Annotated in this window: 20 protein-coding genes (1 of these 20 running past the window's edge); 8 read left to right on the top strand and 12 right to left on the bottom strand. The window is 56.4% G+C overall.

The features are described 5' to 3' along the window. Window positions 1-86 precede the first annotated feature (86 nt). The 7 genes from HKD42_RS00640 to HKD42_RS00670 all read right to left on the bottom strand — a co-directional run bounded on the left by HKD42_RS00640 (window position 87) and on the right by HKD42_RS00670 (window position 4,753). Window positions 87-590, bottom strand: coding sequence for a hypothetical protein (locus HKD42_RS00640; RefSeq protein ID WP_170009355.1), 504 nt, complete (start codon window positions 588-590; stop codon window positions 87-89). Window positions 591-741: 151 nt separating this feature from the next. After that, the gene (locus tag HKD42_RS00645) at window positions 742-1,359 is read right to left on the bottom strand and encodes a riboflavin synthase (RefSeq protein WP_170009357.1); all 618 of its coding nucleotides are present in this window, start codon (window positions 1,357-1,359) and stop codon (window positions 742-744) included. Between the two features lie 41 nt (window positions 1,360-1,400). Next, window positions 1,401-2,345, bottom strand: coding sequence for a bifunctional diaminohydroxyphosphoribosylaminopyrimidine deaminase/5-amino-6-(5-phosphoribosylamino)uracil reductase RibD (gene ribD / locus HKD42_RS00650; protein ID WP_170009359.1), 945 nt, complete (start codon window positions 2,343-2,345; stop codon window positions 1,401-1,403). Between the two features lie 10 nt (window positions 2,346-2,355). Beyond that, complete coding sequence (locus HKD42_RS00655) at window positions 2,356-2,910, bottom strand: tropomyosin (protein WP_211483466.1); 555 nt, start codon at window positions 2,908-2,910, stop codon at window positions 2,356-2,358. A gap of 87 nt (window positions 2,911-2,997) precedes the next feature. Further along, window positions 2,998-3,720, bottom strand: coding sequence for a YgjP-like metallopeptidase domain-containing protein (locus HKD42_RS00660; protein WP_170009361.1), 723 nt, complete (start codon window positions 3,718-3,720; stop codon window positions 2,998-3,000). Next, window positions 3,717-4,160, bottom strand: coding sequence for a YcgN family cysteine cluster protein (locus HKD42_RS00665; protein ID WP_170009363.1), 444 nt, complete (start codon window positions 4,158-4,160; stop codon window positions 3,717-3,719). Before HKD42_RS00665 ends, HKD42_RS00660 begins: the two co-directional genes overlap by 4 nt. Then, entirely contained in the window at window positions 4,148-4,753 is a 606-nt protein-coding gene (locus HKD42_RS00670; protein WP_170009365.1) for an SCO family protein, read from the bottom strand. The genes HKD42_RS00665 and HKD42_RS00670 overlap by 13 nt, the downstream gene beginning before the upstream one ends. An 86-nt stretch (window positions 4,754-4,839) precedes the next feature. Here HKD42_RS00670 and HKD42_RS00675 point away from each other — a divergent pair, with 86 nt between their 5' ends. From HKD42_RS00675 to ssb, 3 genes are all read left to right on the top strand, one after another. Then, window positions 4,840-5,457, top strand: a complete 618-nt coding sequence (locus tag HKD42_RS00675) for an ankyrin repeat domain-containing protein (protein ID WP_170009367.1) — start codon at window positions 4,840-4,842, stop codon at window positions 5,455-5,457. A gap of 3 nt (window positions 5,458-5,460) precedes the next feature. After that, window positions 5,461-6,117 (top strand): COQ9 family protein, encoded by a 657-nt coding sequence (locus HKD42_RS00680; RefSeq protein WP_170009369.1) that lies wholly within the window; start codon window positions 5,461-5,463, stop codon window positions 6,115-6,117. 220 nt (window positions 6,118-6,337) lie between these two features. Then, window positions 6,338-6,895: a single-stranded DNA-binding protein gene (ssb, locus tag HKD42_RS00685; protein WP_170009371.1), complete on the top strand. Its 558-nt coding sequence runs from the start codon at window positions 6,338-6,340 to the stop codon at window positions 6,893-6,895. Between the two features lie 35 nt (window positions 6,896-6,930). Here the strand turns inward: ssb and HKD42_RS00690 are convergent, their stop codons facing one another. Together HKD42_RS00690 and HKD42_RS00695 are read right to left on the bottom strand one after the other, a co-directional pair. Continuing rightward, window positions 6,931-7,449 (bottom strand): YceD family protein, encoded by a 519-nt coding sequence (locus HKD42_RS00690; RefSeq protein WP_170009373.1) that lies wholly within the window; start codon window positions 7,447-7,449, stop codon window positions 6,931-6,933. Further along, on the bottom strand, window positions 7,446-7,961 hold the full coding sequence (locus tag HKD42_RS00695) for a ubiquinol-cytochrome C chaperone family protein (protein ID WP_170009375.1): 516 nt from the start codon (window positions 7,959-7,961) through the stop codon (window positions 7,446-7,448). The genes HKD42_RS00690 and HKD42_RS00695 overlap by 4 nt, the downstream gene beginning before the upstream one ends. Window positions 7,962-8,193: 232 nt before the next feature. Here HKD42_RS00695 and HKD42_RS00700 point away from each other — a divergent pair, with 232 nt between their 5' ends. From HKD42_RS00700 to HKD42_RS00720, 5 genes are all read left to right on the top strand, one after another. After that, window positions 8,194-8,658 carry an outer membrane protein assembly factor BamE gene (locus tag HKD42_RS00700; protein WP_425500375.1) on the top strand — a complete coding sequence of 155 codons (465 nt, stop codon included), beginning with the start codon at window positions 8,194-8,196 and terminating at the stop codon, window positions 8,656-8,658. A gap of 96 nt (window positions 8,659-8,754) precedes the next feature. Beyond that, window positions 8,755-9,315, top strand: a complete 561-nt coding sequence (gene hslV / locus HKD42_RS00705) for an ATP-dependent protease subunit HslV (RefSeq protein ID WP_170009379.1) — start codon at window positions 8,755-8,757, stop codon at window positions 9,313-9,315. A gap of 8 nt (window positions 9,316-9,323) precedes the next feature. Continuing rightward, window positions 9,324-10,625 carry an ATP-dependent protease ATPase subunit HslU gene (gene hslU, locus HKD42_RS00710; RefSeq protein ID WP_170009381.1) on the top strand — a complete coding sequence of 434 codons (1,302 nt, stop codon included), beginning with the start codon at window positions 9,324-9,326 and terminating at the stop codon, window positions 10,623-10,625. Next, on the top strand, window positions 10,625-11,041 hold the full coding sequence (locus HKD42_RS00715) for an ACT domain-containing protein (RefSeq protein WP_170009383.1): 417 nt from the start codon (window positions 10,625-10,627) through the stop codon (window positions 11,039-11,041). The genes hslU and HKD42_RS00715 overlap by 1 nt, the downstream gene beginning before the upstream one ends. A 92-nt stretch (window positions 11,042-11,133) precedes the next feature. Beyond that, window positions 11,134-13,974, top strand: a complete 2,841-nt coding sequence (locus HKD42_RS00720) for a M16 family metallopeptidase (protein WP_170009385.1) — start codon at window positions 11,134-11,136, stop codon at window positions 13,972-13,974. Window positions 13,975-14,028: 54 nt separating this feature from the next. Here HKD42_RS00720 and HKD42_RS00725 read toward each other — a convergent pair whose 3' ends face one another. The 3 genes in view from HKD42_RS00725 to HKD42_RS00735 are tightly spaced (at most 53 nt apart) and all read right to left on the bottom strand, a layout consistent with a single transcriptional unit that may run on beyond the window. Next, window positions 14,029-15,828 carry an ABCB family ABC transporter ATP-binding protein/permease gene (locus tag HKD42_RS00725; RefSeq protein WP_170009387.1) on the bottom strand — a complete coding sequence of 600 codons (1,800 nt, stop codon included), beginning with the start codon at window positions 15,826-15,828 and terminating at the stop codon, window positions 14,029-14,031. A 53-nt stretch (window positions 15,829-15,881) separates the two neighbouring features. Beyond that, a complete protein-coding gene (locus tag HKD42_RS00730; protein WP_170009389.1) occupies window positions 15,882-16,910 on the bottom strand; it encodes an aspartyl protease family protein in 1,029 nt (342 codons plus the stop codon). An 11-nt stretch (window positions 16,911-16,921) separates the two neighbouring features. Then, window positions 16,922-17,477 carry the 3' portion of a lipopolysaccharide biosynthesis protein gene (locus HKD42_RS00735; RefSeq protein ID WP_246236594.1) on the bottom strand. Its footprint extends 1,004 nt past the window's final position, so only the last 556 of its 1,560 coding nucleotides appear in the window; its start codon lies off the right edge, out of view; it ends in the stop codon at window positions 16,922-16,924.

The following is a 17,477-nucleotide window of genomic DNA, read 5'->3' on the forward strand; positions in this document are numbered from 1 at the left end:
CGTCCCCCCGGTATGAATGCGTCCTGCGGCTGTTGCTTGGTTTGTAAATCCTGTTCTGTGTAGGAAAGATACGGTCCGGCGGTTTTTCAAGACTGTGACTTTCCCGCCGGGGCAGCGCTTTGGATTCCTCGGCGGGAGGCTATTCCTGACATTTTGGCCCATTGCAAAAGCGCAGAATTATCAGCTTTCCGGCGCACTCCGGCATAACGACGATACTTCATAATCACAGACCATATCCCGCTAGCCACGCGCCATTCCAGCTCTGCGACTGTGACCTTTGCAGGCGTTGCAGTGTGACTTTTGCCGCCTTTGGCCGGGCGCATACGATCGCCCATTGCCGCATCCCAAGCCGCGCAAAAGCTGTCCGACCATTTGCGCCGCCGCAGCCGATAGGCTGTCTCACGCGCCATGCCGACACGCAGCGCGGCAGAGCTGACACAGCGCGTTTCCGCCAAATGTCCGATAAATTCCGCCTGCCTCAGCGGTGTCCACCCATCAGCCCGCGCCTTGCCCGGCACAGCGTGGAATGGCGGAATACGCTTTTGTCGGGGTGGGGGAGGCGGAGGATGGTGTACCGGTGGCTGCTTCATCCTGAATGCTAAGGCAGATTGCGGCGAAGTAGGAAAGGTTGGCCGGGGCCGTCATCGGGAGTAACGGCATATTTTCGGATAGTGCTTTCAGGCTGCCGAACCACAGACATTCTAACAGTTGGCGGGCCAAGAGTTTGCGCGCCGGCTAGGCTTACCCCCGCAGGCTTTCCATCCGTTTCAGATACCGGGCAAGCACGTCAATCTCCAGGTTGACGGTGCTTCCGGCTGCCAGCTTGCCCAATGTTGTCACCTCCCATGTGTGGGGTATGATGTTGAGAGCGAAGGTGCAGGATTTGTCCGCGTGATCGGTCACTTCGTTGACCGTCAGCGATACGCCGTCGACTGTGATGGAGCCTTTGGGCGCAATATAGGGGGCGAGTTCAGCAGGGGCGCGGATTTTCACTTGATGGGATCCGCCAATCTCGGTGGTGCTTTCCACTTCGCCAACCGCATCGACATGGCCGGTAACGATGTGACCGCCCAATTCATCGCCCAATTTCAAGGCGCTTTCCAGATTGAGTGATGCACCTGTTTCCCACATTCCGGGGGATGTTTTGGAAACGCTTTCGCCTGAGATATCGACTGCAAACCACGCATCGCCCGCTGTTCCGCCGCGTTCGACCACTGTCATGCACGCACCGGAACAGGCTATCGAGGCACCGATAGCCATATCGGCCGGGTCAAACGGACAGCTGACGCGCACGCGCAAATCACCGCGGTTTTCGGTGCTTTCAATCGTGCCAATGGCGGTGACGATACCTGTGAACATGTGACTTCCCTTTGAAGGCTGATCAGCCTGTTATCGCTCTCTTATCTTTGGCGCCCATAGGCTTCGAATGTATCGCTGCCAAGTTGCAGCCGCTGTTCCAGCGCCCACTGATTATGGGCATCACCCAGCGCGCTAAGGCCGATATCGCCCAACGCTGCCATGCCTTCACCCAGAATGATGGGTGCGCGGTACAGCTCGATCCGGTCCACCAGATCTTCGCGAAGGAAAGAGGCTGCCGTTTGGCTGCCGCCTTCTACATACAGATATTGCACATCGGCCAAGTCTGCGATTTGTGCCGGTGTATTGATAATGGTCACCCCGTCAATCGGAACGCCGCGCGTGAGGACAACGCGTTTCGGGCTGCGGCTTTCCAGACCGGGCAAGCGGACATCAAGACGGGGGCGATCGGATCGCCATGTACCGCCGCCGACCAAAATGGCATCAGCCATGGCCCGGCGGGAATGGACATGCGCGCGCGCGATTTCACCGGTGATCCACTGGCTTTCGCCTGATGGCATGGCAATAAAGCCGTCTAGCGAAAGGGCGAGTTTCAACGTCACATGGGGGCGGCCCAGCCGCTGCTTTGTCAGATATCCGGCCAATCCGGTTGCGGCCACTGCATGGCTAATCTGGTCTACGATTACCCCGGCGCTTCGCAGTATTTCCACTCCATTCCCGGCCGTTCGGGCATCGGGGTCAAGGCACGCGAATACAACGCGGGCAATACCCGCTTCCGCGATCAAATGGCTGCATGTTGGCCCTCGCTGCGACGGGTGGGCACAGGGTTCCAAAGTGGTGTAAAGTGTCGCCCCGCGTGCATCATCGCCAGCCTGATAGAGCGCCATTGCTTCGCCATGCGGGCGACCGCCGGGCTGGGTCCATCCCCGCCCAACCACAATGTTGTTACGGATAATGACAGCGCCGACGCTGGGGTTCGGGCTGCTGAGCGGGCGTCCTCGCAGGCCCAAATGGGCTGCGGCGGCCATCCAGTCGGAATCATTCGGCAGCTTCGGGTGCCTCAATTTCAGCAGCAGTTTCAGCCGCAGCTTCTGTACTGGTACCAGCTTCCGCTGCGGCAATTTGTTCCTCGGCCTGACGCAGCACATCTTCAGGAATGTCCGAGACCCGTCCGCGCATCACATCCCGCACGCGCTGGCGTTCTTCAGCTTCGGCTTGGCGTTCAAGCGCTGCCTGACGTTCGATTTCTTCGACATCCATGCCGCTCACTTCGCCCAGCGTCCGGTACAATTCGCGCTTGCGCTCTTCCCGTTCTGCCAAAATCTGTTCCAGCTGATCATTGCGGCGCTGGTTTTCGATATTGGAGGCGAGAATTTCTGCATCAGTGCGGCCCGGAGCGAAGCTGACAATGTAATCAACCTCTGGCCGGGGAGGCGGGCCTTTGGCACCTTCCCGCGTGAACATGAACAGCAGGGTAAATGTCATCAACATAGAGATCGCCAGAATATGCCAGCGATAGGGGTTGGGGCGGCTGAATTCGTGAACGAAATCCGATACGCCTGCCTTGGGGTTGAATCTGCTAAAAAATCCCATGCTGGGAAGATAGTGCCATAGCGCCGCTTTCGCCAGCGATTTTGCCGGTTACCCAGTTATCTTCCGGCGATCTTACTGTGATTGGGCCTATCCGAAATACTGATACAGTGTGCGGCCATCGGTTTTTAGCCAGCGGTTTGCTGTCTCGATCGGTTCTTCAAAGATATCACCGAGCAATGCGTGAAACGCCGGGCTGTGGTCGAAATGGACCAGATGCGCGACTTCATGTGCGACGACCGAACGGCGCACAAAATCAGGTGCCATGATCAGCCGCCAGTTAATCCGGACAGTGCCGGATGAAGAACAGCTGCCCCAACGGCGCTGGGCTCGCGACAATCGAATAGGCGGCGTGCCGACACCCGCAACACAGCAATAATGGGCGAGGTCCGCTGCCATCAGCGGTTGAGCCTCCGTTCGTAGCCATTTCTCCAGCCGGGGTTTCAGGCTTTCCTGCGCGCCGCCAATAATGATCTGTCCATCATCCACCACGGGTGTACGGCGGGCGGTTTCATCCCAGACAATCTCCAGCTCTGATCCGCGAAATGGCAATATCGTGCCATGTTCTGGCTGGGCGGCGTCTGCAACATTGCCCAATTGCCGTTCAAGCCAGCCCATCCGGGATTGTGCAAATGCAAGCGCATCCCGCGATTGCCCCCATCGCGGCATGGTTATGCGTATTTCGCTGCCATCAGGGGCCAGCCGCATAACGAGTTTTTTGGCCGTCGGATGCCGTTTGATCGCCAGTGGCAAGGTCTTGCCCGCGACATCAATCACCGGATCGGCAACATTAGGGCGAAGCCAACTGGTCACACATCGTCCCAATCGACCAGATGATGTTCTAAGGGCCCCGCATCGGTTTCACTGATCACTCTGCCAGCGACGGATATGCCGGCCCGGACCACGCTGTCGCGGTCACCGGATAGCAAATAGTGCCAGTCCTCCAGCGGTTTACCTTCCGAGCGAAGCCTGTACGCGCAGCTGCCCGGCAACCACGCGACACTTTCCACGATGCGCAATGTCAGCCGCATACAATCAGGCACAAAGGCTTTGCGGTTGCGATAGTCTTTGCACTGCGCCGTTTGTGTATCGAGCAGCTTGCACGACACATTGGTGCCATCGATGGCGCCTGTCTCTTCATCTTCAATCTTGTGCAGGCAGCACTTGCCGCATCCGTCGCACAATGCCTCCCACTCGGCGCGGTCCAATTGCGCAAGCGGTAGTTCCCAGAATTTGTCCCTCACCGCACCCACTTTGCAAGTTCAGCTGCGACGGCTTCCGGCCCCTGATCTGTCGGCAGAGTGGCGAGTGGATCGCCGGTTGGACCAAACAAATATACAATATTGGAATGATCCATCAGATATCCGCCGCCAGGCTGATCTTCGCCGCGGGAATAAAACACTTTGAAATGGTCTGCGGCCTGTTTGATTTGTTCCGGCGTACCGGTCAGGCCGATAATGTCATCGGAAAAGGCGCTGGTGAACTGGCCCAAAACTTCTGGCGTATCGCGTTCTGGATCGATCGAGATGAACATCGGTTGGATCGTTTTGGCGAGTTCAGGATGTGTTTTCTGGTATTGCGCCAAGCCACCGGCGATCCGGCTCATATCGGTCGGGCAGATATCGGGGCAGTAGGCAAAGCCGAAATACACAATCCGGAATTTCCCGCTAAAGTCTGCCCACCGGACCGTTTCGCCTGCGCTGCTTGTTAATTCAAACGGGCCGCCAATGTCAGCGCCCGCCAGCGGTGCTTCGGTAAGCGGTGGTTGCGGTGCCCCAGCGGCAAAATTACAGCTTGCGAGCAAGGTGGCTGCGGCGAAGGCAAATAGGGTGGATCGGATCATCATAGCGCTCAGGTTCATGCTCTGCTAATTGGGGTTCTGCAAGGGGATGATTCCCTCAGTGTCACATAGTTATGTATTGGAGAATGAAAATGGCCAGTGCCGTTTTCCCGAAGTTTGTTCTGGCGCTTGGGTTGGCGTTCAGCGTTGCTGCGCCTGTGAGTGCACAGTTTTATTCAGATGGATATAATTTCCTCAAGGCAATTCGTGACCGTGATGGTGAGGCAGTAACCAAAGTACTGAATGAGCCCGGTACCGTTGTCGTGAATACCCGGGATATTACTACGGGTGAGACGGCGTTGCACATCGTGACGGCGCGGCGCGACGTAGCCTGGGTCAAGTTTCTTGCGCAAAAAGGGGCCAACCCGAATATTCGCGATAAGGAAGGCAATACACCGCTGCAAATCGCGGCGTCACTCGGTTTCATTGATGGCGTGGAGGCGTTGCTGAAGGCCGGGGCCAATGTTGATGACAACAATATTGCCGGTGAAACGCCGCTGATATCGGCGGTTCATAAGCGCGATGTTGGAATGGTGCGGTTGCTGTTGGCGAATAATGCCAATCCGGACCGTAATGACAATTCCGGACGCTCGGCGCGCGATTACGTTGAACTGCTGAGCGGGAACGGCTTGCTGTTGAGCGAGTTTACCAAAGCAGACGAGGAACGTGCCGCGTCAGACTCCGGAGTGACTTATGGGCCGAGTTTCTAAGTAATGGATGCGAATGATTTGACGCTGGACGAGCTGCGGATCGCTTTGGCACCCTCATTGGCAGATGCTGCCATCTTTGACGGATGGACCGATGAAGCGGTTATCCAAGCAGCCGAAATGTTCGGCGCTGACCCGGATGTAGCGCGGCTTGCCTATCCCGGCGGCGCAATGGATATGATTGGCGCCTGGATAGAATCAGTCGATGTTAAAATGGCTGAGGAACTAACCGCGCAGCAGCTAGCGGCCATGCCCATTCGCGAACGAATTCGCGTGTTGGTACAGTTCCGTCTTGACGCGATTGATGGACAGGAAGAAGCGCTGAAACGGGCAACGGCGATCATGGCAATGCCGCAGAATGCAGCCGCATCTATGAAGCGCGCATGGACGACAGCCGATCTGATGTGGCGGCTGGCTGGTGATACAGCAACGGATTACAACCATTACACCAAACGGACTATTCTGGCTGGGCTATACGCGGCTACGCTGGCGTCATTTGCTGATGATATGAGCGAGGATAAAGAGCAGACGAAAGCGTTTCTGGCCCGCCGTATCGAAGGCGTGATGAAGTTTGAAAAAGTGAAAGCCAAATGGCTTAATCCGGATCGAGAGAGTTTCAGCGTCACACGCTTTCTGGGAAGATTGCGTTACTCTGCACGATAAAGCGCAAGATAGTCCGCACACCAGCAATTCGCAGCATTGCCAAGATGGTCCCTGCCTTACAAATTCAAAGAGTTCCAACTCCCCTGAACGGCCAATACTGCCGCGATTCAGGCAGATCTTTGGGTCTATGATCTGAGGATATGTGGAAAGGGCGGGGTAGGGCTAGCGACTCTTCTGCGCATTCGATAAGCCCGCTGCATAATCAAAAGGGATTCGAGACATGGCTGGCAGCCTCAATAAAGTAATGATCATCGGCAATTTGGGTGCTGATCCAGAAGTGCGCAGCTTCCAAAATGGCGGCAAAGTCTGCAATTTGCGGATCGCCACATCTGAACAATGGAAAGATCGCAATTCGGGCGAACGCCAAGAGCGCACCGAATGGCACACCGTCGCCATTTTTTCGGAAGGTCTGGTCAATGTCGCGGAACGCTTCCTGCGCAAAGGCAGCAAAGTGTTTATTGAAGGCCAGCTGCAAACGCGCAAATGGCAGGATCAGCAAGGCAATGACCGCTATTCAACCGAAGTCGTTCTGCGCGGCTATAACGGCACGTTGACCATGCTGGATGGTCCCGGTGGTCAGGGCGGTGGTCAAGGTGGGGGCCAAGGCGGTGGTGGTGGCCAAGGTGGCGGCTGGAACCAAGGCGGCGGCAGCTCTGGTGGCAGTTCATCGGGCGGTGGCTGGAATCAGGGCGGTGGCGGCCAAGGCGGCGGTTCTGGCGGCGGGACGTCAGGCGGCGGCTCCAACTATGATGATCTGGATGATGATATTCCGTTTTGATCAATAAGGGGCTGGAAAATGCCCCGGCTGGTTGATCAGCCGCGTTTCAACCCGGCCAGCAATTCTGCCAATGGCCCGTCTTGCTGGCCTTCGGTCTGGATATTCTTCGATTTTCGCGCTGCATTGGCATTTGGACCAGTGGCGTAAGGATCAATCGCTAGGCCAAGGCTCTGTGCGATTGCTTCGCCCAAATCGAATGTATCGCCTTCATATTCCAATTCATCACAATCCTCGGCTGTGAGTTCCACTTCATCGTCCGGTTGCCAATCGGTGCGGGTGGGTACGAAGCGCAGTTCGATAGGTTCTTGATGCAATACCGGAAAGTCGTCGCCCGATAATGCGCAGCTTTGTGTCCACTCCGCGTCAAGCGTACCCTGTGCCGATATGATGTCTCCATCGCGGATCAAATCGACAATGGCGTGGACTTTCTCCACGCTGGAAAGGTCAAATCGCTTGGCCAATGCGCTGCACTCATCGGGTGAAGCGGTTACCGTATAGGGTTCGCTGGCAATCGATTTAATTTTGATTGGCCGGGGCAACTCACTGTCGATCATGTGCCGAATTTCCCGCTTAGCAAGGCATCGTTTGATACGGTGCTGAGGCTGTTGTTCAGCGCAATCAATTTGCGGGCCATCGCTTGCCCGTCAGCGTCATCCGTCAAGTTTGCATTTCGATTCACCGCGTCCGTGGTGGCTTCCTGTCCGTTCGGGAATGCAGTTCTGAATGCGCCCAATCTGCCGCCCATAGCCTCCATCATCTCGCCCATTTTCTTGCCAAGGGTCGGGTCGCCAAAGCCAAGCTCTCTCAGCTGACCTTCCATATCTTCGACGAATAGTTCGGTCAGCCGGGCTGAAGCGGGGACCAATTGCTCGTCCTGTTCAAGCCTCAACATGGCCACGGCCAATATGTTGGTAATCATGTCGAACCGGCCATCAACCGTGTCCACTGCTCCGCATTCGCGGTACCACGCTGGATTGCGGGCCTCGCTCACAACCCACAACCATAAGGGGCGCAGCTCCTCTTTGGGATCCGGGGCAGTTCCAAGCAATTTGGCAAAAAATGACATGCATTCAGCCCTTCATAAGCGGGGGTTGTTCATCAGTAATTCAAACGATCAAGGCCAGTTGGACCATGACCATTCCTTAAATGGGTGGAGCACAATGCAGCTGTGTGTTGCACAGTCCGCTTCGCCGCCTTAAGGGATACCAACAATATAGGGCTTGGTTCCGCTTGTCCAAGATACGGTCGTATCTGCACATCAGGACCATCAGATGCCTTTGACAGTAATTAGGATGACCATGTTCTCACGCAAAATACTCGTTGGTTTGGCATTGGCCGTGGGCGCAACTGCAATCAGCGGCTGTGCCTCCATCCGTGAGACGCGTGGTTACATTGTCGACCAAACACTGACCAGCTCGGTACAGCCGGGCATTGATAACCAACAATCTGTGGCAGCAGTTTTGGGCCGGCCGACCTTCACCAGTCAATATGGCGATCCTGTTTGGTATTATGTATCCAGTACAACTGGACGAAAGCCCTTTGTCCGCCCGCGTATCCGGGGGCACAGTGTATTGGCGGTAAAGTTTGACGCATCAGGAAACGTGATCGCTACTGATCGCTCCGGTTTGGAGAAGGTGGCGTATTTTACGCCTGACGGTGATGAGACGCCGACATTGGGCCGCGAACGGGGGTTCTTTGAAGATCTGTTCGGTAATATTGGCACAGTTGGTGCACCCGGTGGCGGCGCTCCGGGCGGGCCCTAGTTTTCTCCGCGTTTCCCCGGCGTTTTCGCAGCTCTTTCCAGTTCATCGACTGGCCACAGTTCTTGATCGGTCGTTGGTGCACCCCATATCCGTTTCATGAGTGATACAAACAATCCGCACGGCCTTGTCCAATGGCATGGTACCACCATTATCGGCGTAAAGAAGGACGGAAAAACCGTCATCGCTGGGGATGGTCAGGTGTCGATGGGCAACACCGTGATGAAACCCAACGCACGCAAAGTCCGCCGCATCGGCAAAGATGAAAATGTGATAGCTGGCTTTGCCGGTGCAACAGCAGACGCATTTACCCTGTTTGAGCGGCTGGAGAAAAAGCTGGAACAGCATCGCGGGCAATTGCTGCGCGCGGCGGTTGAACTTGCCAAAGATTGGCGGACCGACAAATATCTCCGCAATCTGGAAGCCCTGATGATCGTGGCCGATAAGGAAAGCTTGCTGGTGCTGACCGGCAATGGCGATGTGCTGGAACCCGAAGGCGGCGTGACCGCGATTGGATCCGGCGGCAATTACGCGCTGGCTGCTGGACGGGCCTTGGCCGATTACGAGAAAGATGCAGAGCAGATTGCCCGCAAGGCAATGGCTGTGGCTGCGGATATTTGTGTATTCACGAACGGCAATGTGACCGTCGAGACTATCTGAGACAATTCATGACTGAAGCCCTTACCCCCAAAGCCATCGTTGCTGCGCTGGACGAGCATATTATTGGCCAGAAAGACGCCAAGCGCGCGGTGGCTGTGGCATTGCGCAATCGCTGGCGCCGCCAACAATTGGATGCCGACCTGCGCGATGAAGTGACGCCGAAAAACATCTTGATGATTGGCCCCACTGGTTGCGGTAAGACCGAAATCAGCCGCCGCTTGGCCAAATTGGCGCAAGCCCCCTTCGTGAAAATTGAGGCGACCAAGTTCACAGAGGTCGGCTATGTCGGGCGTGATGTTGAACAGATCGCCCGCGATTTGGCGGAAGAGGCCATTCGTCTTGAGAAGGAACGCCGGCGCGAAGCGGTTCGCGAAGCCGCCAGCAAAGCGGCGATGGATCGCCTGCTGAACGCTTTGGTCGGCGAAAATGCTTCCGAAGCCACCCGTGAAAGCTTTCGCCAGCGGATCGTCGATAATTCGATGAATGACACCGAAGTAGAAATCGATGTCGTCGATGCACCGTCTGCCCCGATGGAAATCCCGGGTATGGGCGGCGGCATGGGGATGATCGATCTGTCCGATATGATGGGCAAGGCGCTGGGTAAAACCAACACCAAGCGCCGCAAACTCAAAGTGCCAGAGGCATGGGACAAGCTGGTCGACGAAGAAGCTGAAAAGCGGATGGACCAAGATGATGTGGCCCGCGTTGCACTGGAAAATGCAGAGACCAACGGGATCGTTTTCCTGGACGAGATTGACAAGATTGCGGTCAGCGATGTGCGCGGCGGGTCAGTCAGCCGTGAAGGCGTGCAGCGCGATTTGCTGCCGCTGATCGAGGGAACAACTGTGTCCACCAAATATGGGCCGATGAAAACTGATCACATCCTGTTCATCGCGAGCGGGGCGTTCCACGTTTCCAAACCGTCTGATATGCTGCCTGAATTGCAGGGCCGCTTGCCGATCCGGGTTGAGCTGCGGGCGCTGACAGAAGAAGATTTTGTCCGTATTCTGGGTGAAACCCGCGCCAATCTGGTCGCGCAATATAAGGCGCTGCTTGCCACAGAAGAGGTCACCATTGAGATGGGCGAGGACGGTATCGCCGAGGTCGCCAAGATCGCAGCGCAAGTTAATGAGAGCGTCGAAAACATCGGGGCCCGCCGCTTGCAGACGGTGATGGAAAAACTGCTTGAAGACCTCAGCTTTGAAGCGGAAGACCATAAAGGCGCAACCATCACAATCGATGCCGCCTATGTGCGTGGCCGGCTGACTGATCTGGCGAGCGATACGGATCTCAGTAAATATATCCTTTGATGACACATAAGACTGTGGTCGAACGCGATGCGATGGTGGCCAATATGGCGCCTTCGCTCGTCACAGGCATATGGCGAATTGTGCGGATTGAGCCTGCCAATGCGGCGACGCTGCTCGGCGAGGCGATTGCAACCTTTCGGGAAACAGAAGGGGTATCGGCCATCGTTCCTGCCGGCTTGGCAGACGAATGCGGGCAAACAGGCCCTGATTTCTGCCAGATCACCTTGCAAGTCCATTCCGATTTGGAAGGGGTCGGCCTCACAGCCGCAGTATCGGGCGCGCTTGCAGATCAAGGAATTGCCTGCAATGTCGTCGCCGCGTTTTATCACGATCATATTTTTGTGCCGGCCAGTGACGCCGACCGCGCGATGGAGGTCTTGAACCAGCTATCAAGCACCGCTGGTGGGCGTAGCTGAGCCGTTGGTAGAATTAGCTTCCCCGTCACTTGTTATTACCACTCAGTTTTGGTCTATTCATCCTCAGACGAGTTTTGTCAGGGGACCCTTAGATGCTTCGATCACTTCTTACCGCCAGTACGGCTGCTTTTGCGCTGGCTGCTGCCCAGCCGGTTTCGGCAGACGACCACGCATTGGCAGATGCGCCGGCGATCTCTGCGCCTGAAATCGAATACACCGAATGGATGTTGGATAATGGCATGCGTGTCATCGCGATTGAAGATGACACAACTTCTACTGTGACTACCTCCATGTGGTATGACATCGGATCAAAGCTTGATCCGGAGGGCCGGAGCGGATTTGCGCATTTGTTTGAACATATTCTGAGCCGCAAAACCGAGAATATGCCCTATAATATGATCTACGGTCTGACTGCTGATGTGGGCGGCACGCGCAATGCATCAAACAGTCCCGACCGGACCAATTATTACGAGCAGGTGCCCGCCGAATATCTGGAAACGATGCTGTGGACGCATAAAGAGCGGATGGCTCTGCCTGTCGTAGATCAGGACGTGTTCGATAAGGAGCGTGATGTGGTGAAAGAGGAGCTGCGCCAGCGCGTTCTTGCGCCGCCCTATGGCCGTTTCAGCCGCTTTGTTCTGCCCGAAAACGCCTATGACGTTCTGCCGCAGCGGCGCCCGGGTATCGGTAGCATTGAAGAATTGGATTCCGCCACTCTCGCCGATGCGCGGTCTTTCTTCCAAGCCTATTACGGACCCGATACCGCGACGCTGATTGTTGCAGGTAACTTTGAAATGGATAATCTCCGCGCGCTGGTGGACCAGTATTTCGCCGACATTCCGCGCCGCGCCAATCCGGTTGATCTGACCATTACAGAGCGTGAGCCGGAGCGGACGGAGCCGCGCTTTGTCACGGCAACTGCGCCCAATGTGCCGCTGCCGCTAGTCGGGGCGACATGGAAAGTGCCAGGCGTTGCGCACCCCGACTCTGCGGCTCTTGAAGTGCTCGACATGATTATGTCAGCGGGTGAGAACAGCCGTTTGCACAAGGCGCTGGTTCGCAGCGGCAAAGCGGTTCAGGCCCAGCAATTCGTCAATCAAAGCGAGGAGGGAGGCTTCTTCGCCCAATTCGCCGTGATAAACCCGGCCGCTGATGCCGACGAAGTGAATGCATTGATGGCTGCAGAGCGCGTGAAAGTGCGCGAGGAGCTGGTTACAGAAGCAGAGCTTTCCGAAGCCAAGAACGAAATTTTCTCCTCCAGCCTGCGCCGCCGTGAAACCGCGCGTGGGCGGGCATTCGAAATCGGTGAGGCGCTGATGCTGACTGGCGAGCCCAAAGCCGCCGATATTCGCCTTGAACGGATCGCGGCGGTCACCGCTGAGGATGTGCAGCGTGTCGCGCAAACCTATCTGAAGCCGGAAGGCCGTGTGGAATTTCGCTACATTGCAGGCGAGGATAATAAGGAGACTTATGCCAACCCTGCGCCGTTCCCGACATTCCGCACTTTGGCTGCTGCGACGGGTAAGCCGCGCCAAGTAAAGCCGGAAGGCGAGCGCCAAGCCCCGCCTGGACCGGGCGCGAAGCCGGAAGTCACCGCGCCAACAATTGTCGAAACCACTCTCGATAACGGCATTTCTGTGGTTGCAACGCAAACCGGCGAAGTACCGATTGCAACGATCACAGTTGTCCTGCCGGGCGGCACTGTTACCGACAGCAAAGCCAAAGCCGGCGTGGCAGAACTTGCCGCATCGCTTGCGGATAAGGGCACGGCGGATATGTCTGCCACCGAAATCGCAGCGCGGCTGGAAAGTCTGGGCGCAAGGTTCGGTGGGTCAGGTGGGGCCGATGGCACCTATTTCAGCTTGACCGCGCCTGTCGCCACTATCGAAGAAGCGGGCGCGGTTATGGCCAGTGTTCTGTCCAGCGCGAGCTATCCTGATGCTGAATTCCAACGTGAACGCAAACGTACAGTCGATGGCTTGCAGGTCTCACTCAAAGATCCCGGCGCATTGGCGCGTTTCGTCGCTGCACCGGTCATGTATGGTGAGGCACCCTATGGGACCATCGCCACTACGGACAGCATCAATGCGATCACCGCCAGTGATCTGGTCGCGCACCGCGAGACCTATTGGCACCCGTCATTGACCAAAGTCATTGTCAGCGGCGGCATTGCGCCCGACGCGGCGAGCAGCTTGGTCGAACGGATGCTAGGCGACTGGACGGTCGACCGCGATCCGCCAACTCTCGTGGCTGAACCTGATGGAGCAACACCGGCACCGCGAACAGTTGTGATCGATATGCCCGATGCGGGCCAAGCAGCAGTGATCGCCGGTGTTCGGGCCATCTCGCGTTCGGATGAGCGGTACTATGATCTGATGCTGGCCAATGCTGTGCTAGGCGGCGGGTCAAGCGGGCGTTTGTTTGACGAAGTGCGCACCAAGCGCGCGCTGAGCTACGGCGCGTATAGCGGTTTCGGGTCGCGTGCGGGCGAATCCGTCCTGACCGCGAGCGCGCAAACTAAGAATGAAACCGCCACCGAAGTGGCCGAGATTTTCCTCAATGAATTTGAGCGTCTGGGTAGCGAACCTCTGACAGAAGATCTGCTGGAGAAACGGCGTCTGTACCTCGGCGGAAGCTATGCGCGCTCGCTCGAAACCAGTTCAGGCTTCAACGGCATCGTGGCAGGTTTGATGCAGCAAGGAATTGAACCTGCGGAGGCTGCGAAACTGGCAGAGCGCCTCTCCAGCGTGACCGCCGAAGAAGCCTCCGCAATCGCTTCCGATCTTGTCGATCCGGCGAAAGCATCGGTCATTATCGTGGGCGATGCCGAGCAGTTCGTGGATAAATTACGCGAACTGCGTCCCGATGTAGAAGTGATTTCTGCTGATGACCTTGACCTGTCACGAGAAGATTTGACCAAACCGGCCGAGTAACGAAGAGGCTGAAATGAAAAAGGGGGTGCGCTGTTTGGTCGGTGCGCCCCTTTTCTATCCGTCCGCCTCACTCGCTTGCCGTTGCCACATTTCGGCATAGAGGCCGTCTTTGCGCAAGAGCTGGTTGTGTTTGCCGCGTTCTGCCAGTTTCCCTTGATCGAGCACCAAAATCTCGTCTGCATCGGCAATGGTCGATAGGCGGTGCGCGATTGATAGCGTGGTTCGGTCGCGTGAAATCCTGTCCAGCGTCGCCAGAATGTCTTGCTCTGTCCGGCTGTCGAGCGCGCTTGTTGCCTCATCCAGCATCAGGATCGGCGGGTTTTTGACCAGCGTCCGCGCAATTGCGACGCGCTGTTTCTCCCCGCCTGACAGTTTCAGCCCGCGTTCGCCAACCTGCGTGTCAAAGCCCTGCGGCAGTTTTTCGATGAAGGGCAGGATCGCGGCATCGCGTGCTGCAGCCTGTACCGTGCGGTCATCCGTATCGGCTTTGCCATAGGCGATATTGTAGCCGATGGTGTCATTGAACAGCACGCTATCTTGCGGGACGATGCCAATGGCGCCGCGCACTGTTGCTTGCTGCAGTTGGGCAATATCTTGACCGTCGATTAAAATACGGCCTGACCAGGGATCGTAGAAGCGGAACAGCAATCGCGCGATGGTCGACTTACCTGCGCCAGAAGGACCAACAATGGCGATATTGTCACCGGCAGGCACTTCAAAGCTGAGCCCCTGCAGGATTGTTCGGTCGGGGTCATAGCCGAACACCACATTGTCAAACGTCACAGTCGGTTTGCGGATGATCAGGGCAGGGGCGCCGGGCACGTCTTCGACTTCTACCGATGTATCCATCAGCTTGAACATTTCTGCCATGTCGATCATCCCTTGGCGGATGGTGCGATACACAAAGCCGAGCAGATCAAGCGGGCGGAACAGCTGCATCAGATAGGTATTGACGAATACCAGATCACCGACGGTCAGCTCGCCCTTGCTCCACCCCCAAACAGTATAGGCCATGGCGCCAGCCATCAGCGCATTGGTAATCAGGGACTGGGTTATATTGAGCAGACCCAGTGAGTTATCGCTTTTCACCGCTGCATCGGCATAGGACCTTGCGGCTTGGCCATAGCGTTCTTCTTCGCGGGATTCCGCGCCGAAATATTTGACGGTTTCGTAATTGAGCAGCGAATCCACAGCGCGGCCCAGCGCGTGCCCGTCCATATCATTCATTTCTTTGCGCAATTGGGTGCGCCATTCGGTGATCCAGCGGGTAACGGCAATATATGTGATCACGGTAAAGGCAGTTCCGGCGACCAGTTCCCAGCCAAAATTGATGTAGAAGATGATCCCGACCGCAATCAGCTCGATAATGGTCGGCGCGATGTTGAACAGCATGAAATACAGCATCGAATCGATGGTCTTGGTGCCGCGTTCGATTGTTTTGGTAATCTCGCCCGTCCGGCGTGACAGGTGGAAACGCAAGCTCAACCGGTGGAGCCGGTGAAACACATCTTCGGCAAATTGCCGCGTGGCATCTTGGCCGACCCGTTCAAACACGATGTTGCGCAGATTATCGAATCCGACACTGGCAAATCGGCCAAGCCCATAGGCAAGAACCATCGCCATTGCGGCCATGAATGCCTCGTTTGACACTGTGGTCATACTGTCCACGGCAGCGCGGTAGGCAAACGGCAGCGAAAGGATTGTGGCCTTGGCCGCGATCACCAGCATGACGGCAATCACGATCCGGCGCTTTAGGGATGGATTATCCTTGGGCCACAGATAGGGCAGAAAGCGCTTGAGGGTCGCCCAGCTATCGTGATCGGGCGGGGTGGGTGAGGCTGGATCTGGCGGCATAGGTGTGCATGTGGTGCAGCGAAGCCGTCAGCACAATGGGTTTGCCTTTTTGGTTAAAGCCCGCTGCCGTCGAAATTAAGCGGTATTCTAGAGCGGCGCTTGCCGTTTTTGGGAATATCAAAAAGGACCTGCCGCTTTTCAAAATCGATGGCGATACGGTTCAGCAGGCGCAGGTCCCGCATACCCAGGATCAAGGCGGGCCGTTTGTTAAGGTTCAACGCTGCAAATGCCGGACTGTCGGTGAATGTAATGGGCATATTTTCAAGTTGCATAGTTTGAATGCGGACCGAACGGGCAATGCTGCGATTGCCAGTAAGCTGCACCCCTAACACATCAGTGGATGTGACTATGTCATCATTGCGGGTTCGCATTTTGCGCTTCAGTGCCAGGTTTCCGAAGCTGTTCTGCGCTCCGGTGTCGATCACCACTGCGGTTTTAACGCCATCTATTTTGGCATCAGTAATGATCAAACGGCCAAGCTTGTGGCGGGCGCGGACAATGATTTCATACCCTCTATTGCCGCCCAATTCCCGCGCATCGTTTACGGCGATGGTATTATCCCGGAAATCTATCATGACACGTAAGTCTTGCAGGCTATCCAAGCCCAATATGCCGTCCGCGCCGATATTGCGGGCTTCCAGCATGGGGGCTTCGATATTATCAAACACACGTTCGGCAAATTCCAGCCCGTTCAATGCAAACAGATCGACTGCCTTGCGGCCCGCCATGCCAACAACAGTGGCACGGCCGGCCGGAGCTAGGGCAAGCCTTTCTGCCAAACGGCGTGTGACCACAGTGGCCTGAGCGCCAGTGTCGATCATAAAATTGAACGGCCCTTCACCCTCGATAGTCACCGGGATGGTCATGCGTTTATGATGATCAGCCTGTCCTTCAACAACATCGGGGGCAATCGTTTGGGCCGCGGCGTCGGCATTGGTTGCTGAGACGGCATCGCTTTCCACCGCAGTAGATTCGGCGAGAGATGGTACCGTAGGTTGCGAAGCGAGAGCAGCGGCTGCAAGCGTTGCGATGATCGACATGATAGTCTCCGGTTTGGTTGGCCAGACTATCACGTAGTTCATGTCTTACCTAATTATCCCGGCTGTGCTGCTGATTGGCCCGGGTCGCTTGTTGTTGGCATTGCATCTCGTTGACGCAGCATGGCCCATGTTTCTTTGACCACGTTTGGCCATAGGAACCACATCACTACGGTATAGGTTACACCGCCCGTCGCAGCCAAAATCAGTAGCTCTATTGGTGCCAAGAGATTAGCTGTCAGCAGCTTTGCCGATGTGACAGTTGCGGCCATGATCGCGCAGCCGACCACTGCCGGCAGCAATTCGCGGACAAGATCGGTGAATTTCACTTTGATAGCGGGCAGCGTCAGCAGCAGTGTCGCAGCGAGTAATCCGGGCGCAGCAATCCACCATGCATGGACAAGCCCGATGGGGCCGCTGGAAATGCCGTAAAGGAAAGCCGCAGGGAAAATCACCGCACCGACTATGCTGCTCATAACATATATGCGGGGCCGGCCGATGGCGTTGGTCGCCGGGGAACAGACGATTTGTAGTGCGAAGAACGGCATCGCCAGCGCCAGCCCAGCGGCGATAGGCGCCATCTCTGTCCATTTCGGCCCGAACAATGTCAGA

The organism is Pontixanthobacter rizhaonensis (assembly GCF_012972675.1).
In the GTDB taxonomy this organism is placed as follows: domain Bacteria; phylum Pseudomonadota; class Alphaproteobacteria; order Sphingomonadales; family Sphingomonadaceae; genus Pontixanthobacter; species Pontixanthobacter rizhaonensis.